The organism is Pseudomonas psychrophila, from assembly GCF_001043005.1.
Taxonomy (GTDB): Bacteria; Pseudomonadota; Gammaproteobacteria; order Pseudomonadales; family Pseudomonadaceae; genus Aquipseudomonas; species Aquipseudomonas psychrophila.
The window spans coordinates 252495-279339 of record NZ_JYKZ01000006.1 but is presented as its reverse complement, the minus strand read 5'-3'; the positions used below and the strand labels follow the sequence as shown (position 1 = coordinate 279339).

Below are 26845 nucleotides of genomic sequence, written 5' to 3'. Positions count from 1 at the left end.
CATTGCTACTCCTGCCAATAACTAATCAAACCAGGGAGTTTCCCCATGCAACGTCGCACTTTGTTGAAAGCAAGCCTGGCCGCTGCCAGTGCCCTGAGCCTTCCGCTGGGCATACGCCATGCCTTCGCCTCCGAGCCCTTTACTTTCTACGGCCTCAAGTCCATGTCCGGCGCCTTTGCCAGTTACGGCAAGTTCGCCGACATGGGCTCGCGCCTGGCAGTGGAGCAGTATCCGCAGTTGCTGGGCAGGCCCCTGAATTACAAGGTGATCGACACCGAGGGCAACGCCGGCAAAGCGGTACGCAAGGTGCAGGAAGCCATTGCACAGGATGGCGCGCGCTTCTTTCAGGGCTGCACACTCTCGTCTTCAGCACTGGCAGTCGCCAAGGAAGTGGACAAGGCAGGCGGTGTCTTCATGACGCCCGTGGGTGCCGACGAAGTGACCGGCAAGGATTGCAACAAAGCCACGTTTCGCTGGTCGGTGCCAACCTACGGTGCGGTACGCGAAACCCTGGTGCCGCTGATCAAGCGTTTGCCCGAAGCCAAGCGCTGGTACACCATCACCCCGCAGTATGTATTCGGCGAAGCGCTGCTCGATGGCACCAAAGAGGTGCTAAAGGAGCATGGCCTGGAACATGTCGGCAACAGCTATCACTCCCTGCAGGAGCAGGAGTTTTCTGGCTACCTGACCAATGCCATCGCGGCAAAGCCCGATGTACTGGTGCTGCTCAACTTCGGCAGCCAATCGTCCAACACCCTGCGCCAGGCGGTGAACTTCGGGATCAAGGAGCGGATGAAGGTCCTGCTGGTGTGGTCGGCGGGTCTGGATCAATTCCAGGAGCTGGGCAGCGACATACTTGAAGGAGTGTACCTCGGTGCCCAGTACTGGCATCAGGTGGATACACCGCTCAATCGCGAACTGGTCAAGATCACCAAGGCCAGGTACGGGATCAACCCCACCTACCCCCTGGCCGCTGACTACATCAGTACCAAGGTCATGCTCGACACCATCGCTGCCACCGGCAGTTTCGATGGCCCCACGGTGGCCAAAGCCATGCAGGGCTTGAGCTATGAGGGCCCGACCGGTACCGAGTCGATCCGCGCCGGTGACCACCAGGTGATCAAGGATTACTACCTGCTGATCGGAAAACCGGCTGACGAAATGAGTGACAAGGACGATCTGGCTCAAGTGGTCAGCTCCGGTCAGTCATTTGCCCCGGTACAAGACACCGGCTGCGTTCTGGGCTGAATCCCGGCACTTCTTCAGCTTTTGCTACTGGCAGCCGATCACCCGTGATCGCCTGCAGAGGGTATCTGCATGCTCGAACTTTACCTGTTTCAAATTCTCAATGGCCTGGGCCTAGGGATGATCTACTTTCTGATTGCCGTCGGACTGACGATCATTTTCGGCCTGCTGAACTTCGTCAATTTCGCCCACGGTGCGTTTTTCCTGCTGGGCGCTTACATCTGCTACACCGCGGTCAGCCTGACCGGCAATTTTTGGCTGTCTTTGCTGCTTGCCCCCTTACTGGTCGCCGCCCTGGCCTGGGTGATTGAGCGATTGCTGATCCAGCGGATTTATCACTTGCCCCACATGTTCCAGATTCTGGTGACCCTGGGTATCGCCCTGATCATCCAGGAAGCCAGCGTGATGATCTGGGGCCCCGTGGGCAAAAGCGTCGCCGTACCGCAACTGCTGCGTGGCGTACTGGTGATCGGCGATTTCGTCTATCCCTACTATCGCCTGTTCCTGATTGTGTTTTCAGCCCTGGTGGGATTCGGCTTGTGGCTGCTGTTGGAGCGCACGCGCTTTGGCGCCCTGGTGCGCGCCGGCAGTGAAAGCACGGAAACCGTGTCGCTACTGGGCACCAATATTTTCCGCCTGTTTTCCATGACGTTCGCCCTCGGCGCCGGGCTGGCCGGTGTGGCCGGCGTGCTATTCGCGCCATTGCGCGGTGCCCAGCCCTTCGTCGGCCCGGAAATTCTCGGGGTGGCATTTGTCGTGGTGGTGATCGGCGGCATGGGCTCGTTCAGCGGTGCGTTGGTGGGCGGCCTGTTGGTGGGCGTGGTGCAAAGCCTGATGACAACTATCTGGCCCCAGGGTGCGAGCCTGATGATTTACGGCGCGATGGCCGTGGTCATTCTGCTGCGTCCTTACGGCCTGTTCGGGAGAGCCTGACATGAGCGAGAAAAACCCCCTGCCCTTTGCCAAAACCCAGTCGCGTTCCATGCTGCTGTTGGTGGTGGCGGTACTGGTCGGCCTGCCACTGGTGCTGCCTTCCGCAACCCTGGCCACCGAAATCCTGATTTTCGCCATGGCGGCACTGGCCTGCAACCTGCTGCTGGGCTACACCGGGCTGTTGTCATTCGGCCAAGGGATCTTCTTTGGCGCCGGTGCCTACTGCGCCGCATTGTTGATGATCCATTTGCAGTTGGGCCTGTTCAGTGCCTTGCTGGGCGCAGCGCTGGCCGGCGGCTTCCTGGCGTTTCTGGTGGGCGCCCTGGCGATTCGCCGGACTGGCATCTACTTCGTCATGCTGACCCTGGCTTTCAGTCAGATGGCGTACTTTCTGACCTACACCCTGAGTGACTGGACTGGCGGCGACAACGGACTGCTGAATGTGCCCCGGCCAGAAATTCGCATCGGTGACACCGTGCTGATGTCATTGAGTGATGCGCGATACTTTTACGGCTTTGTCGCGGTGTTGTTCCTGTTGATTTTCATCGGTGCACGCCGCGTTATCGCTTCGCCTTTCGGCAGTACGCTGATGGCGATCCGAGAAAACGAAACCCGCGCGGCCGCCATTGGCTACGACACCCGGCACTTCAAGATTCTGGTGTTCATGCTCTCGGGGGCAGTCACCGGTATTGCAGGGGCGCTGTACGCCATGCTCCTGCACTTTGTTCCGCTGTCCAATATCGACCTGGCGATGTCGGAAAACATTCTGATCATGACCATCGTCGGCGGTACCGGGTCCTTGTTCGGCTCCTTGCTGGGCGCAGGTTCCATCGTGTTGCTGGGCGAATTCCTGTCTGATCTGTGGCCACGCTGGCTGATGCTGCTGGGGGTCATTTTGATTCTGGTGGTGGTGTTTATGCGCGGCGGCCTGTGGGGCGGATTTTCGAGCCTGTTCGAGCGTATCAAGGGGCGACGCAAACCCAGCTTGCCCGTGCAGGAGGAGCAGCCATGAGCGCGCCTGAGTATCTGCTGCAAACCGAAAATCTGGAGCTGGCCTATGGCGCCTTTCGGGCAGTCAACGGCGTGAGCCTCAACGTCGAAAAAGGCACCATTCATACCGTGATTGGCCCCAACGGTGCGGGCAAGACCAGCCTGTTTCACTGCCTGACCGGAGAGCGTCAGGCCACAGGCGGGGCAATCATGTTTGATGGCAGGAATATCATCAAAAAACCGTCACACGGCCGCGTTGGCCTGGGCATGGCCCGCTCGTTCCAGCTGACCAGCCTGTTTCAAAACCTCAGTGTTCGGGAAAACCTGCGCCTGGCAGCCCAAGGCCGGGATGGTCTGGCTGCGCTGAACTTCTGGCGCCGTGTCGACAGTCGCCGCGAACACCTAGAGATGGCCGATCAGGTGCTGGAGCGCCTGCAATTGACCCAGCGCGCCGACACCCTGGCCGGTGAGTTGTCCCACGGCCAGCAACGGGTGCTGGAGGTGGGCATGTCGATCTGCTCCAAACCCAAGCTGCTGATGCTCGATGAGCCAACTTCCGGCATGGGCATTGACGACATTCCGATCATGACCCAGTTGATCAGTGACCTGGGGCGCGACCACACGGTGCTGTTGATCGAACACAACATGAGCATCGTTATGTCCATTAGCCAACGTATCACCGTGATGAGCCACGGCCAGATTTTGGTCGAAGGCACACCCGAATTCGTTCGCGCCGATGAGCGCGTGCGTGTCGCCTATCTGGGAGAAGCCGCCTGATGCTGACCGTCGAGAATATCCATTCCTATTACGACAAAAGCCATGTCCTTGAAGGCGTCTCGCTGCAGGTCAACCCCGGGGAACTGGTGACGCTGCTGGGCCGTAACGGTGCGGGCAAAACCACAACGTTGCGCAGCATTTTGGGGATCATTTGCCCGCGTCAAGGCCAGATCCTCTTCAACGGCCAGGATATGGTCGGGCGCAAGATCTTCGAGATCGCCCGTGAAGGGCTGGCGCTCGTGCCGGAGCATCGCGGGATCTTCCGCCTGCTGAGCGTCGAGGAGAACCTGCGCATTGCGCAACGCAAAACCAGCCGCTGGCAGCTGGAGGATGTGTACACCATGTTCCCGCGCCTCAAGGAACGGCGAAAAAATGCCGGTCATGCGCTGTCTGGCGGCGAGCAGCAAATGCTCGCCATCGCTCGGGCGCTGCTCAATGACCCCAAGCTGCTGATCCTCGATGAACCCACCGAAGGCCTGGCCCCGGTGATCGTCGACGAGTTGGTAAAAATCCTGCGCAAGATCAAGGACGATGGTCTGCCTGTGCTGCTGGTGGAACAGAACCTGATGGTCTGCGACAAACTGGCCGACCGCCATTACGTACTGGAGCAAGGCCGTGTGGTGTATGAAGGCAGCGCCGCCGATTTTCGCGCCAACCCGACCATCAAGAACCGTTACCTGGCCCTGAGCGCCTGAAGGGAGATTTGTGTCAATGAACAGTCCAATCCTGTTATCCGACCTTTTCAACAGCAACGCGCCATTGATCAACCGCGATCGCTTGTGGCAATCGCTGATGGACCTGGCGCAACTCGGCGCCACAGCCAAGGGCGGTGTATGCCGCCTGGCCCTGACCGACCTCGACCGTCAGGCCCGTGACCTGTTTGTGCAATGGTGCGAAGAAGCCGGTTGCACCGTCACGGTTGATGCCATCGGCAATATTTTTGCCCGTCGCGCCGGTCGCCAACCGCACCTGCCACCGGTGATGACCGGCAGCCATATCGATACCCAGCCCACAGGCGGCAAGTTCGACGGGTGTTATGGCGTTATGGCCGGGCTGGAGGTGATTCGCACCCTCAATGACCTGAATTTGAGCACCGAGGCCCCGATCGAAGTGGTGGTATGGACCAATGAAGAAGGCTCGCGCTTCCCGCCGTGCATGATGGGGTCTGGAGTTTTCGCCGGTAAATTCGACCTCGACGAGACCCTGAGCAAACAGGATGAGCAAGGCCTGTCAGTGGGTGCGGAGTTGCAGCGCATTGGTTACGCCGGTAGCCGTGCAGTACTCGGCCATCCGGTTGGGGCCTATTTTGAAGCGCATATCGAGCAAGGTCCGGTGCTGGAAGACCGCAACATCACCTTGGGTGTGGTGATGGGATGCCTGGGGCAGAAGTGGTTTGACCTGACCCTGACCGGCGTCGAAGCCCATGCGGGCCCAACACCGATGCATTTGCGCAAGGATGCGCTGGTGGGCGCCGCACATGTGGTCAGCGCCGTGAACCGTATTGCCCATCAGCATCAACCCCACGCCTGCGGTACTGTCGGCTGCCTGACCCTGCACCCGGGTTCGCGCAATGTAATCCCGGGGCAGGTGCACATGACCATCGACCTGCGGCATTTGCATACCGACCGGTTGCAAGCGATGGTCAATGAGGTCCGCGAGGCTATTGACGTCGCGTGCACCGAGCATGGGCTGAGTTTCGAGCTGACACCTACTGCAGATTTCCCGCCCTTGGACTTCAACCCCGCCTGCATCGACGCCGTGCGCCAGGGCGCGCAACAGCTGGGCCTGAGCCATATGGACATCGTCAGCGGCGCTGGCCATGACGCGATTTTCATCGCTGAGTTGGGCCCCGCCGGGATGATCTTCGTACCCTGTGAAGGTGGCATCAGCCACAACGAAATCGAAAATGCTGCGCCTCAGGATCTGGCTGACGGGTGCGCCGTATTACTGCGGGCAATGGTCAATGCCGCGCAAGCAGGAGCTGCACAATGAGCACGACGGATATCGGGCAAATGAACGCGGTTGAACTGCTGAGCCGCTTTCGCGACAAGAGCCTGTCGCCGGTAGAAGTCACTGAAGATGCCTTGCTGCGTATCGAGCGCTACAACCCGGCGGTCAACGCTTACTGCCACGTGGACCCCGAAGGTGCGATGCAGTCTGCCAGGGAATCCGAGCAGCGCTGGTTGAAAGGCCAACCCTGCGGCGCGCTGGATGGCGTGCCGTCATCGATCAAGGACCTGACCCTGACCCGCGGCATGCCCACGCGTAAAGGCTCACGCACCACATCGGCCCAGGGACCGTGGGAGGTGGATGCACCGTTCACGGCGTTCATGCGCCAGGCCGGAGCCGTGCTGCTGGGCAAAACCACCACCCCGGAATTCGGCTGGAAAGGTGTCACCGACAACCCGCTTTACGGCATCACCCGCAATCCGTGGGACACCCGCCTGACTGCGGGCGGGTCCTCGGGCGGTGCAGCCGCCGCTGCGTCACTCAATCTGGGGGTGTTGCACCAGGGCAGCGACGCGGGCGGTTCGATCCGTATCCCCTGCGCCTTTACTGGCACCTTTGGCATCAAGCCGACATTTGGCTATGTGCCGCAGTGGCCCTCCAGCTCGATGACCATCCTCTCCCACCTCGGACCAATGACCCGCACGGTGGAAGATGCCGTGCTAATCCTGCAAACCGTGGCACAACCGGACGTTCGCGACGGCTTGATCGGCGCACCGCGCAGCCTGCCGTGGCTGCCTGAAGGTGACAGCCTCAAAGGGCTGCGCATCGCTTACAGCCCGGACTTCGGCCATGTGGGGGTCGATCCGCAGGTCGCCAGCGTGGTGGCTCGCGCCGTCGAGCGGCTGGTGGAGCTGGGAGCCCATGTTGAGCAGATCGACCCGGGGTTCAGTGATCCGCTGGATACGTTCAATACCCTGTGGTTTGCAGGTGCCGCCCGCCTGGCCGGACAACTCGACAGCAGCCAGCGCGCCTTGCTCGACCCAGGCTTGCAACGCATTGCGTCGCTAGGTGAACGCATCACGTTGAGCGAATACAGCGCAGCCCTGGAAGCACGAGCGGCTTTGGTGGCACAGATGGCGACGTTCCATGAGCGCTACGATGTGCTGGTCTCACCGATGCTGCCCATCACGGCGTTTGCCGCCGGGCATAACGTACCGCCGGATTCGGCCTCTACCGAGTGGATGCACTGGACGCCCTTCAGCTACCCCTTCAACCTGACTCAGCAACCGGCGGCGTCAATCCCGTGCGGCCTGGCTCAAAACGGCTTGCCGGTGGGGTTGCAAGTGGTGGCTGCACGGTTTGCGGATGATCAGGTGCTGCGGGTCTGCCGGGCGTATGAACAACACTTCCCGGCCACACACCCCTTGGTGCCGAAAAACGGCCAGGACTGATCCGGGCAAAACGTTGCCATGCTGCATGAGCCGGCATGGCACGCAGAAGACGTTGAAGCAGAAGGATTGTTTGCTGATAAGTGCGCGTCAGGCCCGATGGCGTTGACGCTGAACATGAAGATATCCATCACGTTGCGGATGAACTCTTGAAAATGGCAGGGGCGGCTGGATTTGAACCAACGCATGGCAGGATCAAAACCTGCTGCCTTACCGCTTGGCGACGCCCCTGTATCTGTAGCGATGAGTGCCTGGCACTCTTTTACTGATGCTTGCAGCCTGCAAATGTCGCCATTTGCTGCGAGCCTGTAAGGGTTCGCTGCAAGAACGGGCGCAAATATACCAACACTCTTTGGATTGGGGAAGCACTTTTTAAATAAATTTATTCAAAAACAGCTACTTAGTGGTTCTCGGGGCAAAATTAAGCCCTTTTGGCCGTAATGCGGGCCACCCCACTAAAAATCCGTGACACCTCAACTGTGGTGCCGAGCCCGCTCGCGAAGACTGTAAAAGCGCCTCGGCTATCCCCAGTCAACACCGATCTTCGCGAGCAGGCTCGGCCCCACAGATGTACTGTCAGCATTACCTTCACCACTGGCCGATCTCTTCAGCCTGCCCTTCTGCGGGTCATATGGATCAGCGCCAATCTGTCGCCCTCCGGTGAAGCTCGCTCTTCGATAGCAAAGGGCTGGAATCCCAGCTTTGGATAAAGCAGCAAGCCCGCAGTATTACCGTTGAAACACGAGAGCTGTACTTCAGAGGCGTCGTATCGGTCGAACGCCAGCGCTGTCATCGTCTCCACAATGAAGCTCGCCACACCTTTGCATCGCGCCTGCGGGGCAACGATGACATTGCCGATACAGCAAGTCCCGCCCGGCTCAGCCCGATAGAAGTTGGCAAAACCGACAACTCTATTATCGGCTTCGAAAATCGTTGAATCGAACCGCTGCGCAATCGCGTCGGCCATTTGTGACTCCGTCAGTGGGTATTGCGCTTTTGGGAACATATAAAACAGTTCCTGAGCGCCCTGAGGAAGGCCGCAGATTGTTTTGATGTCATCCGCTTTCACAGGCCGGTGGTGTATTTTCATAGCGCGTCCTTGAGATCTATGGCCCCGGCATTCTAGCTCACCGCCATTTGCTCAAGCACCTGGCTGTTTCGAGCGCAGACCAGGGGCTCGCTGCCTTGAGGCTCGGCTTGTAATTTTTTAAAACTGACGGAGAAGTACCCATGACCGAGTATGAAAGCATTGTCAGTACGGCTGTCGAGAGCGATCTGGACGGCATTCTTGAGCTTCAAGAAGCTAATCAGACAGCCCGTGGCGGCTCACTGTCTGCAAGCCTGCCCCGCTCGCGTATCGCAGCCATGATGCAAGAAATGCCGTTAATCGTTGCCCGGCGCGGCGCCCACGTAACCGGCTTTTTGATGAGCACCAGCCGGACAATGAATGCGGATATACCCATCGTAAAAGCCATGTTCGACGCCTATCAAGGCACCCCTGAGGCCTATGTCTATGGTCCGGTCTGTGTTGGCGAGGAGGAACGTGGCAAGGGCTTGGCGCAAAAAATGTTCGCCGCCCTGAAGCGCCTTGAACCAGGCCGTGAGGGGATTCTTTTCATCCGTCAGGACAACGAACCCTCACTGCGCGCGCACGTGAAAATGGGCATGAATCAAGTTGCATCGTTTTCATTCAAGGGTTCTGTTTATGCCGTGTTTTCTTACGTTGCATAAACGGGTAGACCGCGTGGTGTCGAAACTAGCCAATCAGATAAGTGTCTGAAGATCGATGATCTGGCTAACAGCCACACTGATCCGCCACGAAGGTTTCCGGTATGCCCGCCCCCCCTGCTCGCCCAGACCTTATTTATGAATACCCATCGCACCTGCGTGCTCAGGTCGAAGCTGCTCCCCGGGCGCCAGGGGTCTATTTCTTTTACGCTGAAGGCGATTCGATACCGCTTTATATCGGCAAAAGCATCGATATTCGCAGCCGACTGCTTGCCCACCTGCGCGCGCCCGAAGAAGCCAGAATGCTGCGCCAGGCGCAACGAATCGAGTACCAGCAAACCGCAGGGGAAATAGGCGCCCTGCTGCTTGAATCCCGACTGATCAAAGAACTGCAACCCTTGAAGAACAAGCGGCTTCGTCGTCAGCAACGCCTGTGTTCGCTGCGTATTCGCGACGGGGTGCTGGAGATCATCGACACCACCGCGATTGGCACAGGACCTCAGCTGTACGGACTTTTCCGTAACCGGCGAATGGCTACCGACGCTCTGATGCTGATTGCGGACGAGCATCGCCTCTGCCATACCCTGCTAGGGATTGATAAATCCTCGGGACGCGCCTGCTTCAGGGCACAAATTGGAAAGTGCGCCGGGGCCTGCAAAGGCGCAGAAAGTCATGAGGCGCATACCGAACGCTTGCTCGCTGCTTTAGAACGCTGGGCAGTGCATCACTGGCCGTTCCCCGGCCCAATCGCTTTGCACGAACGGCATGGGCAGGCCGAGGAATACCACGTCGTAGACAGCTGGCGTTACATTGGGACTTACGCCTGCGAGGCTGATGCCAGAAAGGCCCCCAAGCTCACGGGGCAAGCATTCGATGCCGACTGCTACAAGATTCTGGTGCGACCAGTGCTGTTAGAAAGCACGACCATCATCCTGCTTTCGTAGAAGACGGTCTGCTTGCCGCTACTGTGGAAATCAAGCCGAGTGCGATCGTTGTGTTCCGGTTTCCTCCACGGGTTTTACCTTCAAAATCTAGCCATGTGAGCTGGACTCAACGATCCGCAACCACGGCCAGCGCGCTTGATAGCTTCTGGCTTTCTGTGTGAACAAGTCAGGTTGCAGATTTCTGGGATTGGGGCGTAGAAGCCCCAGTGCCACATCATCCAGTCCGTAGGGTGCATACACCTCACCCGTCTCAGGGACCAAACCAATACACGTACCGGCAACAAGGTAGCGATCAACGCCGTCTCTTGACGACTCAAGTCGCGGATAAGCCCTGCCAAACCGTTCGCCGTACCATAGATGGACACGAGCCTGATTCTTGATATCAACGTTAACGTCCAGGTCCTGGAAAAGCTGCCGGGTTCGAACAATAACGCCGTTCTCAGCCTCCCAGGACAGGTCCGTGTCAAAGTAAAAAATGTCGTAGTCCTTCACACCTGATGCCGGTGGCAGATTCGAATGATGATTCCAGACGGCTTGAAATAAACAACCCGCTGTCAGCATGCATTGGTTCAGCCCCAACAAAGGCAGCCGCTCAGAGATCTGCACGTTAACAGGGTTGTTCATTGCTATTTTGACCAGACTTTCGTGCGTCAATTTCACAGTGGGTCCTCAGTTTCAATACCCCGCACCTTGCTGAAAGTGATGCCTTGCAGAATGAAGATGCCGGATATACAGCTCTTTTAAATACAGGCCTCATATAATAGCCACTTGCAGTTTTTCTCGCGACCACTGCGCGCCAGGTTCTTTTGCGAAAGACTATTACAAACGCGAAATAAAGAACACCAACATTGCCATTGACCCAATAGTAAAAAAATCGACAAATCGTACAATCAACATATAAAGATTATCACGCAGAGCATCAACTTTAGCAGGCCTCATGCAAACTAACGGCTACGCTACCCCCTCCAACATAGCACTCCAATCAATCATCACCTCATAAAACCTATGCAAGCAGCTATAACATGTAGAGCTTTTTTGTTTAAGGCAATAAAATTGGTTTGCGCACCTCAAAAACCAAGGATTAGTTATTCCGATTTATCATATGACAATCAATCGGCTCATCCTTGACTTCCCGAACACAAGCCAATACAAATACAGCGCTTCACTTGCATTCCCACGGCACCTCGAGCATTCAAACAAGACACATGGACAATTCACTTAAAAAGGAAATTTACGTGAACAAGAGCCTTACTGAACTTATAAAATCCAACAAGATAAGCACTTCTACTTTTGCAGACATCATGGACGCCAAAGGCATCGGAAGCGTTATTTGCCGAAGCATAAAATCAGTCAATACCGAACAGCACTACTTTGTGGGCGAAGCCTATACGATAGAGTGGGAGCGCGTTAGAAAAACAGGCAATATCTCTGAGTCTCAACCGTCTACATGGCACCAAGTAAAAAACTTCCTGGTTCCAGACATACACTCTGCCGACGGCCTTGTTTATGTGGCCGGTGGAGGCCACTTAATAAAGGAAGAGGCGCTCGCCGGAGGTCTGAGTTGCAGTTATTTCGCTAAACTGGGTTTCGAAGGCGTCGTGCTGGGTGGCGCTGTACGCGACGTATCGGAATTAAAAGCCCTTGCGATGCCAGTCCTTGCCACTAACTTCACCCCCGTGGATACCCAAGGCAGCTATCGGGTCAAGTCCGTGGGTGACAGCTGCATGATTGACGGCTGCCTGATAAAGACAAAAGACGTCATCATTTCGGATGCCAACGGGACAGTCATACTGCCGCCTGATGTATTGAAAGACATCGTTTACCTGGCACTCGAGATCGAGAAGACAGAGAGGGAGATTTTAGACATCCTGCATGACAAACATGACACACGGAGTTTGATCACCTTGGTAGAAGAACGCAACCGCATCTAAATCATTCACCATCCCTACAAGGAATAGTTGGGCATGAATATATATACGCTTGGACCTGCCGGAACAAACTGTGAAAAAGCAGCCCACCAGTACATGGAAAAACAACACTGGTCCGGCCAAATAAATCTTCGCACGACCCTCGAGGATGCTCTGGACGATTTGCTGAGCTCGCCCGAGCCTGGTGTCTTGATGGGCTGTATCGTGTACCCACAACTGCATGAACTGGTGTTTCGTCACCTCGACTGTTTGAAGCTTGTGGACCACCACTTGATGGATACTCACGATATGGTTTTCGCCACAAACCAGAGCCATACGATTAACCGTATTGGATCGCACCCCGCCCCCGTCAGCCTGCTGAACCAACTTAAAGCGTTAGGCTCCTCCCCGGATATAGTTCTGTGCACATCGAACAGTGAGGCGGCCCTGCAGTGCGCGCAAGGAAGTATCGACGCTTGCATCACTACAATGGCTGCGGCACACGCCAACAAACTGGAGATTGCTAGGAACTTTGGTCCGGTGCCGATGGGATTCAGCATCCACCTTAAAACCTGATCGCACGCTACTGTCTTTGATCTCTTTAGCCGTTTCTGAAACTTTATGGAGAAAGTGACCGTCATGGGCAAGATAACCATTCAAGATTTGACTGAACACAACATTAACTCCGAGGGCACCGCGCGAGCGCGCTTCATCCATACAGAGCATTGCACGATCGCATTCTGGTCTTTGGACAAAGGCGCTATAATCCCTCGCCACCAGCATGTACAAGAAGCCTGCCCCATCATCATTAAAGGAACGCTGAAGCTAATCGTCGACAACATCCCCTATGTATTGACCGACGGACAATGCGCCATTGTTCAATCCAATATCGGACACGAAGCAATCGCCCTGGAAGCTTGCGAGATACTTGAAATTTATTCCCCCGTTCGGGAAGACTACAAGAAGCTCGACTTCCACAAAGTGGCCTGGGATGTAATTGCGTAGACACGCAATGCGAAAAGATGCCGCTCACCTGTCAGGACCGAGCGGCATCATCGCTCCCACTTCCCGAACGACAGTTCAGCGATAGAATCAGCTTCAACCCTCCTTCAGCCCCATGCTTGTTCATCGCAATCAAACAAGGAAGACCCCCATGCTCCAACTGGTTTGGCTCCGTGACCATATGCAGTTCAGCAACACCATGGCCGAGTGGTTACACCGACAGTTCACTTACGAGTTCACCGGGCAACCTTTGGCTGACTGGCAACATGAATTCGCTGAGGGGCAGACTAACGGCGATTGGCCAAGCCTGATTGCTTTAGAAGATGGCCAGCTTCTCGGAGGGGCGGCACTCGCAACAAACGACTTGCCGGAGCGTCCGGAACTCGGCCCGTGGCTCGCATGCGTGTTCATAGCCACGCATGCAAGAAAGCGAGGCTTGGCGGAGCAACTGATTGAGGGTATCTGCATCGCAGCAAAGAGCGGCGGTTGCTCACAACTCTACCTGCACACTCATGATCGCCACGATTACTACGCGAGGCGCGGATGGCAGGTATTGGAGTGCTTCCAGGCATGGGAGAAGGAACAGTGGCTAATGACCCGGACTCTCTGACTCCAACCAGCAGCAGGTGGTGGTGAAACACACCGAATTTTCTGGGCACCTTGCAAGCCACTACCTAGTGAACCGGGTATGTATCAATTTTTTCGCCTCAGTCGACCCCAGGTACAACGGCATCTAAATCACAGCTGGGGGCACTGAGTGACAGACAGGCGGCCCCCAGGGTTAGTGCGAAATAATTACGTGATCCATCCAGTAATTTTTCAGAGCGAGTGAGAGCCCACTCGGAACGCATATAAGAACAAACTGGCTCACGCTGCGCTGCAGTTGGCATAAAAATTATTATTTATTTGGCTTTTATGTTCAGCGGTTTCAAACCCAACTCAGGGCAGAAATCAGTTTTCGGGGTCGGCCCTATCGGGCGAGTGTCGTGATTAAGCTGAGCCTGGAACAATCTCCACTCACGCGCAATAATGGAGTAAGGGACAAAGATACTTACCCTCTCAGCACCTCTTAAATCGGTCTGAGCAGGTATATCGTGTGGTGTGACCGAGTAGTATCCTTCATTAATACCAACCACACTACCGTCAACGCCGATGACCGGCCCACCCGACATCCCTTTGATCACTGGGGCATCGTGAATACCATAAAGATCACCGCTATTTTCTTTTACATTGAGGAAGGGAGTTTGATACACCTTACCCTTGCCTGTTGTGGTCATCATGTAGGGGCTTACCCCCACGGCCGTTATTTCCTCACCCAGACATGGTGCTCGCCATGAAGGATAGCTGCCGTCTGCTTTGTGCTTGATGAAGGCGAGGTCACAGCCTGTACTGCAGGAGTATGCAATATCGGGCAAGAATGGAGTATGCCGGGTCGTTACGGCGTAATCATCGTTCCACTGCACTGCCGAGGCCGTATATAGAAACGGTGCTGGAAAGCCTGAGAAGACCACAAAGTACGAATCATTATATTCTCCCGACAAATCGGGCTTTACAAAGCCATTGCATCCCACGGTGGAAAGTGCCACTAGTAAAATCACTGTTATCTTGATCATTATAAATTATCGGCTCATAGAAATATTACGGTCGAATGTTATTGTCAGTCATTTGACAATGCAGGGTATAGCACCTAATCATCTATCTTAGTGGTCGCCGTATTACTTATAGTCGAATTTCTAATAACATGAATTTCTAAATCCAACTGCGGCACGGTAGACAATGTCCAGGTTGGCCTGGATTCCCTTGTGAATGGCACCTAGATGCGTGGATATATCCGAGCGGCCGCTTATGGACGCTTGCTCCCTGTCACTAAGAGCTGCCTGGGGCTAAAAGCAGCCACCCATCAGTTACAGGCTGTTTTTGGCGGCAGCGAAATAAATATTGTTAATACGACTCGTTATCATTAAAGTGTGCGACCTTCCGCTGCGTGATCTCTGCTTATGACGAGCATGACCACCGAAGAGCTTGAGCTGGCCTTTCGGGCCCATGCAACAGAGTTGCGCTCTTTTCTTCATCGCCAGTTGCGCAATCCCGAGACCGCTGCCGATTTGGCTCAGGAAACCTACCTGCGCCTGCTCCGTCAACCGCCACGCAAGCCTGTGCTGAATTTACGCGGTTTTATCTTTAAAATTGCCCGAAACCTGGTCATTGACCACGCGCGCAGCAGCCAAATCCGAGAGCACCTCGACGAAGGTATCGCCTACCTTTATGAAGTCACGGGTGAAAGCCCCGAGCTATTCGATGTTGTGGTTGCGCAACAAGATCTAGCAGCAATGGCCCACGCTTTGAACCGTTTACCTGTCCAGTGCCAGCACATATTTACACTGTGTCGGCTACAAAACCTTCCCCACAAGGAAGTGGCCTCGCAACTGCAGGTATCGATAAGTACGGTGGAAAAACAATTAGCTATTGCGCTCGACTTTCTCAGTCAATGCCTGCAACGATAACGATATGCACGATCAACCCACCCCTCCCCCGTCCGTCACAGAGGTTCAGCGCACAGCCCACGCGTGGGTCATTCGCCTTACCTCTGGCTCCGTACTGCCCTCTGACCGCGCTGCGGCGCGGGCTTGGTGCGAACTGGCGCCGGATCATCAACAAGCGTTTGTCGAAGCACGGCGTCTGTGGTGTTTAAGTGCCTATCTGGCTGAGCCTCACGCCCCGGCACGGCCGTCGTCACGTCGAATCTGGCAGATGGGCATCGCCGCGTCGTTGGTGCTGGGGCTTGGCCTCGTATGGGCTCAACAAATGGCGTTGGATGCAGACTATTACACCGGCACCGGTGAGCGTCGGCAGGTCGTTCTTGATGATGGTTCTCGCATCGTCCTGAACGCCAACAGCGCCGTAGATGTGAATCTCACGGCCGATGGGCGGCGCATTACCCTGCGCAAAGGAGAAGCTCTTTTCGATGTAAACCCCGACCCGAAACGCCCCTTCAGTGTGCAGGCTGGCGCCTTGAACGCGACGGCACTTGGCACGATCTACGCGGTGCGCCGTGAGGGTGAAAACATCGACGTTACGGTTCGCCGTGGACGTGTGGCCGTCACTGAAGGCTCTGACAAGATCACGCTCGGTGTTGGCGAAGCCGTCGGCGCGCATCTCCACGGGCTGGGCGCGAAGCAGAGCGTGGATGTCGACAGGGTACTGGCTTGGGAACAAGGCCGTCTGGTCTTCGAGTTGACGCCGCTTTCGCAGGTGCTTGAGCAGGTCGAACGCTATCGCCCGGGCATCCTGCTGATCAGGGACACGCGCCTGGGCGCACTCAAGGTCAGCGGCACCTTTCAACTCGACCACCTTGATGAAGGCTTGGCGACGCTGGAGAGCGTCTTTCCAATCAAAATCGAGCGCTACACAAACTACCTGCTGGTGGTTTCACCCAAAACGTAACTATTTTTACGGTTGTTGGCGTGTCGTCCGTCTTCCTCCCTAGAACGATAATACTTCGTATTTGGGAGAGTACCGATGCACCATCCGTTACCTGAAGGTTTGCGAATCAAACCGTTGTCAGTCGCTTCGCTAACAATGCTCTGCGGTCTGATGTCCGGCCTGGCGGTTGCCGACTCCCACACCTTCAACATCCCGCAACAACCATTGGCGAGCGCGCTGAATCGACTGGCCGCTCAAAGCGGCTTGCAGGTGATATTCGATGGCACGCTGGTCGTCGGCAAGAGCAGCCCCGGGGTGGTCGGTACCAAAGAGCCAGAGGTCGCACTGGCTGAAGTGTTGAAAGGCAGCGGCTTGACATGGCGCGCGACCGGTGGGAACAGCGTAATGCTGGAAAAAGCCCCCGAATCGGGAAGCACTCTGCAATTGGGAGAGACTTCAATCCAGGGCCGGGTGATGGGCGAAGTGACCGAGAACACCGGTTCATATACCACCGGGGCCATGCAGACCGCCACCAAGCTACCCCTGACCTTGCGTGAAACGCCGCAGTCGGTCAGCGTGGTCACGCGCAAGCGCATGGACGACAAGGCCATGACCACCATTAGCGATGTGGTCCAAAGTGCGCCGGGCATTTACCTTAATAACTCTGGCGGAGCCGGGCGGCCCACGTTCAGCGCGCGCGGTTTTGACGTCGACACCATCCTGTACGACGGCTTTCCCACTAGCTTCCTCACTTACCTGCCCAGCAGCGAAGCTAACCTGGCCATGTATGATCGGGTGGAGATCGTTCGAGGCGCCACTGGCCTGGCCCAAGGCGCCGGCAGCCCTGCTGGCGCCATCAATCTGATACGCAAACGCCCTCCCCATGAGTTCCAGGCCACACTCACTGGCAGTGCCGGTAGTTGGGACGATTACAGCAGCACGCTGGACATCGGCGGTCCGCTCAATGAAAACGGCACTCTGCGAGCGCGTACCGTGATCTCGCGGCAAGACGCCAAAAGTTTCCGTGATTCTGTGGGGAGTGACGCAGATCTGTTCTATGGCGTGGTCGATGCCGACCTGAGCGACAGCACCACACTGACGCTCGGTGCCTACCGCCAGAAGGACCATACCAACTACGTCTGGGGTGGCTTGCCCATGGTCCGAGGTGGTGGGCACCTTGGGCTGTCACGCGACACCTTCCTGGGGCATGACTGGGAATACATGGACAACCGCACCACCGGTTATTTCGCGACTCTGGAACATGGCCTGGCCAACGACTGGAAGCTGCGCATGGCCGCCATGCAGTCGACGACCCACACTGATGTGCTGGCCTCATCCATATGGGCATACAACCGTCACTATCTATGGACGCAAGCCATGGAGCAGAAAGAAACCGGTTACGACCTGGCCTTCAGCGGTCCCTTCCAGTTACTGGGCCAGGAACATGACCTGACGGTGGGCGTCAGTAAGCGCCAGCTGGATTATCGTACCGGTAAGCTTTGGGAAGCGTTCATCGACAATGGCACCGATCTCTTCACCTGGGATCCACGTGGCCATGCCAAGCCCGATATCGTCAAGGGCCCCAACGGCCGTCCCGAGACCACCACCCAGGACAGCTTATATGCCAGTACCCGCCTGCGCTTGACCGAACCGTTGTCGCTGATTCTCGGCGGCCGCCTGGACTGGTATGAATTCGAAAACAGGACAAATCCTGAAAGCAGCTACAAGGTCACGCGCAATCTGACCCGCTATGCCGGCCTGGTCTATGACCTGACCCCCCATCACTCGGTCTATGTCAGCTACACCGATATCTTCAAGCCGCAAACCGAAAAAGGCATCGGCGCAGAAGTGATCGTCCCTATCGTGGGTGAGAACTACGAGGTGGGTATAAAGGGCGAATACTTTGATGGCGCACTCAACGCCAGCGCGGCGATTTTCCAGATCGATCAGAAAAACCGAGCCCTGGAATTACCTGATGTCAAAGGTTGCGGCACCAGCGCCATCAGTGCGTGCTATGAAGCTTCCGGCCTGGTGCGCAGCCGGGGTATTGATCTGGAACTACAGGGTGCCCTGACCGAAAACTGGCAACTGGCCGGTGGGTATACCTACACCCAGACGAAATACGTCAGCGACACCAACGCAACCCTGGAAGGCCAGGATTTCAACCGTAGACTGCCGCGCCAGCTATTCAAACTGTCCACGATCTATACCCTGCCCGGTGACCTGCAACGCTGGCGCATTGGTGGTGATGTCTACCAGCAGAGCCAGATTCGCACCTCAGGTGGCAGCGGTACCACGGCATGGCAAAATCGACAGGGTTCGTACACGGTGGCCGGCCTGGTGGCAGGCTATAAGGCTAGCGAGCAACTGGATCTGCAACTCAACGTAAACAACCTCTTCGACCGTACTTACTACGTCAGCATTGCTAACGGAGGCTATGATCCGTACGACATCTACGGCGATCCACGCAATATGAAACTGACTGCCCGCTACAGTTTCTAAGGCGCTGTTTTGCCTTGGCAAGCCAGTGATTAAGTGTTGAAAGGGGGTTCTGTGCCCTGCGCCAGGCTTGTGCGAAGCCTGAAGCCCCGCAAGAATGAAGGTCCGAGCGTGTCGTATCACTCTGAATTCGATCACGTCCTTGCGCTCATTTAACTTAAAACATCAGCTTACCGTCATGGCAGCAAGTACTGCTTTCACGCGCCACAATTCTCATGGGCCTTGCTCCCGGCTGCGCCGGTTGCCGGACACAAAAAAAAACCGCAAAGCGACAATGCTGTTCACTTATGTAAAAGCCGACTTTATGAGAGCTAGCTTGCTCACGATCTTTGGCAATAAAGCACGACCAGTTCTTCACACCGCTGGTCGTGCTTCGTTCTAAAGTAAGGAGCATTGCGCAGTTATGCGGGCTTCAAGGTGCTTCTCTCACGGCAGAAAAGGCCACAACGTGCAGGGAGCGACTTAGAACGCGTAGACAAGTGTGGCCGTAGCGCTTCGTGGGGTGCCATACCATCCACGAGCACCGATCGCGGTGTAATAACGCTTGTCCAGCGCGTTGTTGAGGTTAAGCGAGACGCTGGTTTGTGGCGTGAACGCGTACTGCGCCATCAGATCGACAACACTGTAAGCACCCTGAGTGAATGTCTCCTTGTTAGGCCCGGCGCCTTTGTAATACTCCGTACCTTGCCAGCGCACACCGCCGCCCACTTTCAATTGCGGGAGTGAATCGAGGCGATAGCTGGTAAACAGCTTCAACGTATCGCGAGGCACTTCGGTCAACAGGCGTTTATCACTCGAGTTTTTTACCTCGGCATAGGTATAGCTGGCCAAGACCTGCCAATCGGGAAGGATCTCCCCGGCCATTTCCATCTCAAACCCGCGGGTTTTTGTGCCCGACTCAGCGCGATAGGCTTGGTTGCCATCCGGCGCCAGTTGGGCGCCATCGGCTACTGCAAGATTGTCTTGATGCACCTCGAAGACACTGAGAGCAGCAGTCAGACGCTTTTCCCAGAACTCACTCTTGATCCCCAACTCATAGTTCACGCCTTCTTTAGGGTCCAGGTAGCTCCCATTGACGTCCTTGTTATTTTGCGGTTTGAAGATAGTGGTGTAGCTGGCATAGGCCGACCAGTTTTCGTCGAAGTCATAGACCAAGCCCAAGTATGGCGTCACGATCCCGGTTTCGCTGCGCGAGGTGCGTTTGATATCGCCTGTCGACAGTTTGGTGGCGGCTTCGTCTCGCTTCCAGTCGATCACTCGCGCCCCGGTAATCAGCGACAGATCATCCGCCAGACTCCAGCGAACCGAAGCGACCAACCCATCCTGTTTTTCATCCAGCGCATCTCTTGACGACTTGGTGTAAATGGCATCCGGTATGGCCAGCGAGCCATCCCATGTGTAGATGTTGTTGATGTCCTGGAACGACCAGAGCGGATAACCATCGTTGCGGTAATACGACTTGGAGTGACTGACGCCCAGATACAGTTGGTGCTCGCGGGTAAACAGCTCAAAAGGACCGGTAGCCGACAGGTCGAACGTGGTCTGTCGTGGCTCCCCTGACCAACGTCCAGTCCACGTGCCGATACCACTGCCGTCGGGCTTCACGGTGCCGTTGGCCGCAGTGGCAAAGGCGTCGTCGTAGCTGCGCCGACTGTGCTCAGCGTTGAACTTTATATGCCAGCCGTTATCAAGTTCTCGATCAAGGGTGGTGAACAGCGTCTTGGTTCGACGTTTGTGGTAACTCCAGTCCGAGGCCGAGTTGAACGAACGAGACGGGCTGAAGTGACCACCATCGGAAGTGAACATCGGGAAGCCATGGTTGCCGGCCCCTTTGTTGTCCATGTCCTGATACTCCGCCCCGACTGTCAGCATTGTGTCATCGGTGACGTCCCATTCAAGCACCCCGTATCCCACCTGCCGTTCCAGGGTCTGGCGGTCGATGTGACTCCGGCTATCGCTGCTCGACGCGACAAAACGCCCGCGAACATTGCCGCTTTCGGACAACTTTCCGGACACGTCCAGTTCGGTGCGGTAACTATCCCAAGAGCCCGCCTTAAGCGTCAGCGTACGTTTTGTTTCTAGCGTCGGTTTTTTGCGAATCAGATTGACGGTGGCACCGGGATCACCGGTCCCCGACATCAACCCCGTGGCGCCACGCACCACCTCGATCCTGTCAAACGTAACCGTGTCAGAAAGGTCGTCGCTAAACCCATAGGTATCAGGTCGATTGACCCCGTCGACCTGAATACTGCCGACTTCAAAACCTCGTACATAGATGTGGTTAGCGTCGCTACCGGCGGGCCCCATGCTCTCGACGACCACGCCTGGGGTCTGCTCAAGCACCTGGGTCACATCGTTCAGGTTCAGATCTTCAATCAACTCGCGCGTTATTACACTGATCGACTGCGGCGTCTCGCGTGCCGACAGGCGCAGACCGGTTGCGGTGTTGGCCGAGCCCGTGGTGTAGCTGCCCGTGTCCTCAGTGGTGGCGCCGAGGCCCACACTGGAGACAGTCGTTGCAGCCAACTCCATCGAACTGGATGGGGTAGACCGGGCCAGCCTGTAGCGCTTGTCACCCACTTGCTGAAACTTCAGACCACTGCCTTGCAGCAATAGAGCGAGGCCCTGCTCCGGTTCGTAATGCCCCTGCAACCCAGCAGTGAGCAAACCAGCAGTTTCTTCGCTGCTGAAGCTGACGCTCACTGCGCTCGTGCTGGCGAACGTATTGATGGCGTTGGTCAGAGACCCCGCCGAAATGGTGTAACTGACCGGCGCGGCCCACGCAGCGCTATTGGCCAATAACGAACCAGAAAAACTAAACGCCAACGCGACACTGCGAAGACTAAAGGGGGGGCAAGAGAAACAAGCGGACATCCATCGGCTCCTGTTAGTGATGATTATGTGATCCACAGGTAGGAGACGAATTGCTAATGGGAATCTTTTACAAAAACTTATGGAGAGACTCAACCCAATCGCGGTTGAAGCCATCAAACGTCCGTCGCGTTCGCTTGGCCAACACCAACGCAACCGGTGAGTATGTAAAAAAGGTCACTAACCGGAACCAGACCAAACCGCCCCGCTAAGGCCGATTCAACAACCCATGGGGCAACTCAACGTGTGCAACGAGCCCGCCGCCACAACGGTTTCTCAACAGCAACTCTCCGCCGTGCAGGCGTGACATCGCCCGAGCCGAGGACAAGCCCAGGCCAACGCCACCGGAGTTACGATTACGAGAGGGTTCAAGTCGGAAGAATGGGGAAAAAACGTTTTCCAGCTCCGATTCAGGAATCCCTGGCCCTTCATCGCTCACCTCGATGCGAACCGAGCACGTGTCACTGCTCAATTTTATGCACGGTCGTTTCGCATACTTCACGGCATTTTCCAGCAAATTAGCAGTTATCCTTTTAATACCCACCGGGCGGCCGAAAAACACCAGATGGGGCGGGCCTGCAAAATCAACAACGATACCCTGATCGCTATAATCATCGATCACGGTTTGCAGCAGCTCTGAGAGATCAAAACTGGTGGCTTGTTCTTGCAGTGCCTCGTCGCGAAAAAAACCCAAAGCCGAGTTGATCATCGATTGCATTTCATCAGTGTCGCGGATCAGCTTGCGTTGCTGCTCAATGTCTTCAATAAACTCGCAACGAAGCCGTATGCGCGTGAGAGGCGCGCGCAGGTCGTGGGAGATTGACGCTAGCATGTGCGTGCGTTCGGCGATGAATTGCTGAATTTTGGCTTGCATGGTGTTGTAAGCAATAATCGCTTGGCGAATTTCATACGGCCCTTCGATATCAATGGGAGGCGCGTGTAGGTCCCCACCAAAGCGTTGCGCAGCGCTGGTGAAACGTTGCAGCGGGTTAGCCAGTTGGCGCGTGGCGAACCAGGCAACCAACCAAGTCGCAACCAGGCCAAGGGCAATAACGATGGCAAAGCGCAACGCAGCACTCATCCCCCAACTGCGTTGCGGTGGCGTAAACGACAACCAGCTATCGTCGCTCAGTTGTACCAACATGACATAGCGAGCTTGTGGGCTATCCGCGGGCCAATTGGCGGGCTGTAAGACTTCAATTTTGTGATCTGTCTCCCCCAGTAACTCACGCAAAACCGGCGCACTATCAGGGCCTAACAAGGTACCAGACACAGGCAGTTCGAAGCCGCTTCGGCGTTCGCGCCATTGCACCTCAAGTGTCGGATTGCTCGCTGCGTCCGACAACTGCGCGCGCATTGCCGGGGGTGCCGCCTGGATGACTCGCGTCGTAGCTGCGACCTGGTCCAGCAACCCGATTTGATCCACTGGGGGTTTGGCCCAGACTCCGGCGACCTGAACAAACAGGGCATAGAGTACGAGCGAAGACAGCATTGCCGCGACTATGGTCAATGCAATCCGGCGCCGAAGAGTATCTATGTGCGCAATCTGACGAATCACGTCCGCGTCACCTTGGCGTTGAACATATACCCACCATTGCGCACGGTACGAATCAGATCTGGACGTTTGCTGTCTGGCTCTATTTTTCGTCGCAGGCGGCTGACCTGCACGTCGATGCTTCGATCAAAGGCTTCATGATTCTGCCCACGCGTCAGATCGATCAATTGCTCACGCGTAAGGATACGTTCAGGGTGCTCAAGAAAGACCACCAGTAGATCGAATTCACCGCCAGAGAGCGGAATCATTACATCTGCGGACGAACGCAATTCGCGGCGCGTAACGTCCAGATGCCAGCCAGCGAAACGGATAACCAGCCGTGTGTCTTCGATCCGCGGGTGTACAGGATCATTGGCGCGGCGCAGCACCGCGCGTAACCGGGCAAGTAACTCTCTGGGGTCGAAAGGCTTGGTCAGGTAATCATCGGCACCCAACTCCAGGCCGACAATACGGTCACTCAATTCCCCCATAGCGGTCAGCATTACCACCGGAATACGAGTATTGAGCCTCAACTTCTGACACAGGCTTAAACCACCCTCACCCGCAAGCATCAGATCGAGAATGATGAGGTCCGGACGCTTGCGGTCGATTGCCGCCCACATTGCCTTGCCATCGGTGGCCAGTTCCACTTCATAGGCATGCATGAGAAAGAACTTCTCTAGCAGCAATAGGATTTCCACATCGTCGTCGACGATCAGTAACCTGCTCACATTCAGTGATCCATGGTGCAAAAAGGAAGGTATCTAAAACTATTCTGGCGTGACGGTCATTTATTTCAATCGTGAAACATTTCTGCTTTGCAGACATAAATCAGACATCTTCAGGCAAAAACACTCAGGCAAGCTGCGCGCAATCTATTCCGGAGTGCCCTCCATGCAGACATTGAGCAGCAAAGACACATGCACCGACGCTTTAATCCTGAAGCAGCTCACCAGCAAGGTCTGGAACAACGATCCAGTACTTTTTCAAGAGTCGCGCATGACACTTTCAAGCGATCGTGAACGTATCGTCCTGATCCGTTACATCGAGCATTACAGTCCGGGAAGTGGCCAATGGGTGGAGTACGCCTACTCCGTGCCGGTCTGCGAGTTCACTCAATGGATCATGGCTAATGGCGAACTGAAAATCGAGGACTCAGAGGGCCGCCCGGGCGTCTGAGCGCTGCAAGTACCATTAATGAAACATCGATTCAGGAACGCAAAAAATGGGAAGAAGTATCTCGCTACCGCTATTGGCGACCCTATCCATTTCACTCACTGCTTGTGCCAGTAAAACCATCACACCCGAAGAGTATTCGGGCTTCTTGCATGACTACAGCCAACTGACGGAAAAAAAGCTTCCATCCGGGAAAAAGGTGCTGACTTGGGCGAGTCCGACACTGCATGCCCACCATTACACCCGTGTGTATATCGAGCCGAGCCTTTTTTATCCAGAAGTGCTACCGACCGAACGCGCTCCGCAGTCAACGCTCTCGGCCGTAACCCATTACTACGATACCGCCCTCAAACACGAACTGGGCAAAGTCATGACTGTCGTCGAAACCCCTGGCCCCGACACACTAACCATCAGGTCCTCCATCATCTCTGTCGCGGCCAGGACGCAGAGCTTGCGATTTTATGAGTGGCTTCCCGTGACACTGCTTGCTGCCGGCGTCAGCACGGCTACCGGCATCCGCGACCAGGACAGTGAAATCACCACCGAAGTGGCTGTTTTGGATGCCGTCGACCAAGACGTTGTGGCGCAAATAGTGCGCAAAGAAACTGGCCGTCCACTGGAAAATGACAAGCAGGTCATGACCCTGGATGATTTCAAGCCGGTGCTCGATGGCTGGGCCTTCGATATGCGACAGGCATACTCATCCGGCGGGAATTAAGTACTCATACGTTGGCATGCAACAATGCATGTCTCTTCAAGTATGGCCAGCGTATTCAAGTCCTTGGGCGCCTTGAAACCTACCGCTGACATGTAGTCGTGCTGTGGCTTCTCCAGCAGTTCGGGCTGCTTTATCACGTCAACACCCAGCGCTTCCCTCATGCCATGTAGTTGGCCCGGCCAGTGATCTGGATCAGACCGCACGCTTGCTACTTGGAGGCGTCGCACGCCCATGGTGTAACCTGTTTTGCGGCCTGGGTATGAGGTTTGAGCGGCCGCAGGGGGGGAATCGACATCAGCAAAGGCGGGCCTGGTGGAGGAAATGAACTGCCCAATGATTTCCTTGACCACGACGCCGGATCTATCGGCTTTTTCACTTAGCCCGGGAACTGACATTTGAAGTTAAAAACGCGACTCCAAACCTGGACGTTCGCCTTGCCATCGAACGTCTGCCTTTCCTGATAAACTATGGCGCCTTACTGCCTGATCCGGACCTGTGCGCTGTAAGCGACAGAGCCGTTTTTGTGCTTGCGAGCAGTTATAAAACCCTTTTTTTCTGAGCCCTTGATTGAGGTTGCTGCATTTTAGCGACAACCCGTCAAAATCGAGCTTAAAAGGGCTAAACAGAAGTAAATGAGAGTTGCCAGAATGCACACCAAACCCGCAGAAAACCTAGGCTCCGCAGTGAATTCGGTATCTAGGAGGTTTTCTGTTGCACCTATGATGGATTGGACAGATCGCCACTGTCGCTTTTTCCTGCGCCTGCTATCCAAAAATGCGCTGCTGTACACCGAGATGGTCACCACTGGGGCGCTGCTCAATGGTGATGCCGAGCGTTTTTTGCGTCATGACGAAACTGAGCATCCGCTGGCCTTGCAGTTGGGTGGCAGTGTGCCGGCGGATTTGGCTGCGTGCGCGCGCATGGCTCAAGACGCAGGTTATGACGAAGTCAATCTTAACGTCGGCTGCCCGAGTGATCGGGTTCAGAACAATATGATTGGCGCTTGCCTGATGGCGCACCCCGCGTTGGTTGCAGACTGCGTGAAGGCTATGCGTGATGCGGTGTCCACTCCCGTCACGGTCAAGCATCGGATTGGCATCAACGGGCGCGATAGCTACGAACAGTTGTGCGATTTTGTCGGGACTGTGCGTGATGCAGGCTGCACTAGCTTTACTGTGCATGCGCGTATCGCCATTCTCGAAGGGTTATCGCCTAAAGAAAATCGCGACATTCCTCCTCTGCGTTATGACGTTGCCGCGCAGTTGAAGAGTGATTTCCCTGAGCTGGAGATCATTCTCAACGGCGGGATCAAGACACTTGAGCAATGCCAGGAGCATTTGCAGGTATTTGACGGTGTGATGCTCGGCCGTGAGGCGTATCACAATCCGTACATTCTGGCAGAGGTCGATCAGCAGCTGTTTGGCTGTACCACCCCTGTTATTTCACGCGCTCAAGCCCTGGCGCTGTTACGCCCCTATATCGCTGCCCATATCGCAGCAGGTGGTTCGATGCACCACATCACGCGGCATATTTTGGGACTGGGCCAGGGGTTCCCGGGCGCACGTCGTTTCCGCCAGTTACTGTCAGTGGACATCCATAAGGCCAAGGACCCACTGGCGTTGCTGGATCAAGCCGGGGAGTTGCTGGAGGGTCGCTGAAGCCGGGGTAATTAAAAAGGGGCCGTTCCTGCACAGGAACGA

General features: G+C 55.9%; 25 protein-coding genes, 1 tRNA gene and 2 pseudogenes. 20 read left to right on the top strand and 8 right to left on the bottom strand.

Going from position 1 to position 26845, the window contains the following annotated elements:
* Positions 1 to 45: 45 nt before the first annotated feature.
* The 7 genes from TU76_RS15985 to TU76_RS15955 all read left to right on the top strand — a co-directional run bounded on the left by TU76_RS15985 (position 46) and on the right by TU76_RS15955 (position 7346).
* A complete protein-coding gene (locus tag TU76_RS15985; protein ID WP_019821835.1) occupies positions 46 to 1248 on the top strand; it encodes an ABC transporter substrate-binding protein in 1203 nt (400 codons plus the stop codon).
* A 69-nt stretch (positions 1249 to 1317) separates the two neighbouring features.
* Positions 1318 to 2178 (top strand): branched-chain amino acid ABC transporter permease, encoded by an 861-nt coding sequence (locus TU76_RS15980; RefSeq protein WP_019821837.1) that lies wholly within the window; start codon positions 1318 to 1320, stop codon positions 2176 to 2178.
* A gap of 1 nt (position 2179) precedes the next feature.
* Positions 2180 to 3190 carry a branched-chain amino acid ABC transporter permease gene (locus TU76_RS15975; protein ID WP_048352063.1) on the top strand — a complete coding sequence of 337 codons (1011 nt, stop codon included), beginning with the start codon at positions 2180 to 2182 and terminating at the stop codon, positions 3188 to 3190.
* Positions 3187 to 3945 (top strand): ABC transporter ATP-binding protein, encoded by a 759-nt coding sequence (locus tag TU76_RS15970; RefSeq protein WP_048352062.1) that lies wholly within the window; start codon positions 3187 to 3189, stop codon positions 3943 to 3945. The genes TU76_RS15975 and TU76_RS15970 overlap by 4 nt, the downstream gene beginning before the upstream one ends.
* Positions 3945 to 4640: an ABC transporter ATP-binding protein gene (locus tag TU76_RS15965; RefSeq protein ID WP_019821842.1), complete on the top strand. Its 696-nt coding sequence runs from the start codon at positions 3945 to 3947 to the stop codon at positions 4638 to 4640. The genes TU76_RS15970 and TU76_RS15965 overlap by 1 nt, the downstream gene beginning before the upstream one ends.
* A 16-nt stretch (positions 4641 to 4656) precedes the next feature.
* Entirely contained in the window at positions 4657 to 5937 is a 1281-nt protein-coding gene (locus TU76_RS15960) for a Zn-dependent hydrolase (RefSeq protein ID WP_048352061.1), read from the top strand.
* Entirely contained in the window at positions 5934 to 7346 is a 1413-nt protein-coding gene (locus TU76_RS15955; protein ID WP_048352060.1) for an amidase, read from the top strand. The genes TU76_RS15960 and TU76_RS15955 overlap by 4 nt, the downstream gene beginning before the upstream one ends.
* 153 nt (positions 7347 to 7499) lie before the next feature.
* On the opposite strand, the gene TU76_RS15950 is transcribed toward TU76_RS15955, so the two are convergent.
* Both TU76_RS15950 and TU76_RS15945 read right to left on the bottom strand, forming a co-directional pair.
* Positions 7500 to 7574: transfer RNA gene (locus TU76_RS15950), tRNA-Gln, on the bottom strand.
* Positions 7575 to 7950: 376 nt separating this feature from the next.
* Positions 7951 to 8433, bottom strand: coding sequence for a GNAT family N-acetyltransferase (locus TU76_RS15945; RefSeq protein WP_019821847.1), 483 nt, complete (start codon positions 8431 to 8433; stop codon positions 7951 to 7953).
* Between the two features lie 140 nt (positions 8434 to 8573).
* On the opposite strand from TU76_RS15945, the gene TU76_RS15940 reads away from it, so the two are divergent.
* Together TU76_RS15940 and TU76_RS15935 are read left to right on the top strand one after the other, a co-directional pair.
* Positions 8574 to 9074, top strand: a complete 501-nt coding sequence (locus TU76_RS15940) for a GNAT family N-acetyltransferase (protein WP_173667394.1) — start codon at positions 8574 to 8576, stop codon at positions 9072 to 9074.
* A gap of 101 nt (positions 9075 to 9175) precedes the next feature.
* On the top strand, positions 9176 to 10015 hold the full coding sequence (locus TU76_RS15935; RefSeq protein WP_048352059.1) for a hypothetical protein: 840 nt from the start codon (positions 9176 to 9178) through the stop codon (positions 10013 to 10015).
* Positions 10016 to 10102: 87 nt separating this feature from the next.
* Here the strand turns inward: TU76_RS15935 and TU76_RS15930 are convergent, their stop codons facing one another.
* A complete protein-coding gene (locus TU76_RS15930) occupies positions 10103 to 10675 on the bottom strand; it encodes a nucleotidyltransferase family protein (protein WP_046809291.1) in 573 nt (190 codons plus the stop codon).
* Positions 10676 to 11250: 575 nt separating this feature from the next.
* On the opposite strand from TU76_RS15930, the gene TU76_RS15925 reads away from it, so the two are divergent.
* From TU76_RS15925 to TU76_RS15910, 4 genes are all read left to right on the top strand, one after another.
* Complete coding sequence (locus TU76_RS15925; protein ID WP_231984093.1) at positions 11251 to 11946, top strand: RraA family protein; 696 nt, start codon at positions 11251 to 11253, stop codon at positions 11944 to 11946.
* 33 nt (positions 11947 to 11979) lie between these two features.
* Complete coding sequence (locus TU76_RS15920) at positions 11980 to 12498, top strand: type 2 periplasmic-binding domain-containing protein (protein ID WP_048352058.1); 519 nt, start codon at positions 11980 to 11982, stop codon at positions 12496 to 12498.
* Positions 12499 to 12561: 63 nt separating this feature from the next.
* A complete protein-coding gene (locus tag TU76_RS15915) occupies positions 12562 to 12927 on the top strand; it encodes a cupin domain-containing protein (RefSeq protein WP_019821858.1) in 366 nt (121 codons plus the stop codon).
* 148 nt (positions 12928 to 13075) lie between these two features.
* Positions 13076 to 13534, top strand: coding sequence for a GNAT family N-acetyltransferase (locus tag TU76_RS15910; protein ID WP_019821859.1), 459 nt, complete (start codon positions 13076 to 13078; stop codon positions 13532 to 13534).
* 292 nt (positions 13535 to 13826) lie between these two features.
* On the opposite strand, the gene TU76_RS15905 is transcribed toward TU76_RS15910, so the two are convergent.
* The gene (locus tag TU76_RS15905) at positions 13827 to 14537 is read right to left on the bottom strand and encodes a serine protease (protein ID WP_231984092.1); all 711 of its coding nucleotides are present in this window, start codon (positions 14535 to 14537) and stop codon (positions 13827 to 13829) included.
* Between the two features lie 393 nt (positions 14538 to 14930).
* On the opposite strand from TU76_RS15905, the gene TU76_RS15900 reads away from it, so the two are divergent.
* The 4 genes and pseudogenes from TU76_RS15900 (at position 14931) to TU76_RS15890 (ending at position 18849) form a co-directional block, all read left to right on the top strand.
* Positions 14931 to 15428: an RNA polymerase sigma factor gene (locus TU76_RS15900; RefSeq protein ID WP_072022833.1), complete on the top strand. Its 498-nt coding sequence runs from the start codon at positions 14931 to 14933 to the stop codon at positions 15426 to 15428.
* 4 nt (positions 15429 to 15432) lie between these two features.
* Positions 15433 to 15594 (top strand): annotated as a pseudogene (locus TU76_RS25780) (FecR/PupR family sigma factor regulator); the annotation flags it as partial.
* A gap of 81 nt (positions 15595 to 15675) precedes the next feature.
* Entirely contained in the window at positions 15676 to 16368 is a 693-nt protein-coding gene (locus TU76_RS15895) for a FecR family protein (protein WP_048352090.1), read from the top strand.
* Between the two features lie 75 nt (positions 16369 to 16443).
* Positions 16444 to 18849: a TonB-dependent siderophore receptor gene (locus tag TU76_RS15890; protein WP_048352057.1), complete on the top strand. Its 2406-nt coding sequence runs from the start codon at positions 16444 to 16446 to the stop codon at positions 18847 to 18849.
* A gap of 459 nt (positions 18850 to 19308) precedes the next feature.
* Here the strand turns inward: TU76_RS15890 and TU76_RS15885 are convergent, their stop codons facing one another.
* The 3 genes from TU76_RS15885 to TU76_RS15875 form a co-directional block, all read right to left on the bottom strand.
* Positions 19309 to 21720 carry a TonB-dependent siderophore receptor gene (locus TU76_RS15885; protein WP_037031554.1) on the bottom strand — a complete coding sequence of 804 codons (2412 nt, stop codon included), beginning with the start codon at positions 21718 to 21720 and terminating at the stop codon, positions 19309 to 19311.
* A gap of 205 nt (positions 21721 to 21925) precedes the next feature.
* The gene (locus TU76_RS15880; protein WP_048352056.1) at positions 21926 to 23275 is read right to left on the bottom strand and encodes an ATP-binding protein; all 1350 of its coding nucleotides are present in this window, start codon (positions 23273 to 23275) and stop codon (positions 21926 to 21928) included.
* Positions 23272 to 23982, bottom strand: coding sequence for a response regulator (locus TU76_RS15875; protein WP_019821871.1), 711 nt, complete (start codon positions 23980 to 23982; stop codon positions 23272 to 23274). Before TU76_RS15875 ends, TU76_RS15880 begins: the two co-directional genes overlap by 4 nt.
* Before the next feature lie 163 nt (positions 23983 to 24145).
* On the opposite strand from TU76_RS15875, the gene TU76_RS15870 reads away from it, so the two are divergent.
* Positions 24146 to 24430, top strand: a complete 285-nt coding sequence (locus TU76_RS15870) for a hypothetical protein (RefSeq protein ID WP_019821873.1) — start codon at positions 24146 to 24148, stop codon at positions 24428 to 24430.
* Positions 24431 to 24476: 46 nt separating this feature from the next.
* On the top strand, positions 24477 to 25145 hold the full coding sequence (locus tag TU76_RS15865) for a DUF3313 domain-containing protein (protein WP_037031555.1): 669 nt from the start codon (positions 24477 to 24479) through the stop codon (positions 25143 to 25145).
* 44 nt (positions 25146 to 25189) lie between these two features.
* Here TU76_RS15865 and TU76_RS25645 read toward each other — a convergent pair.
* Positions 25190 to 25344: pseudogene (locus TU76_RS25645) on the bottom strand (glycoside hydrolase family 19 protein); the annotation flags it as partial.
* 448 nt (positions 25345 to 25792) lie between these two features.
* Between TU76_RS25645 and dusA the strand changes: the two are divergent.
* Positions 25793 to 26803 carry a tRNA dihydrouridine(20/20a) synthase DusA gene (gene dusA, locus TU76_RS15855; protein WP_048352054.1) on the top strand — a complete coding sequence of 337 codons (1011 nt, stop codon included), beginning with the start codon at positions 25793 to 25795 and terminating at the stop codon, positions 26801 to 26803.
* Positions 26804 to 26845 lie beyond the last annotated feature (42 nt).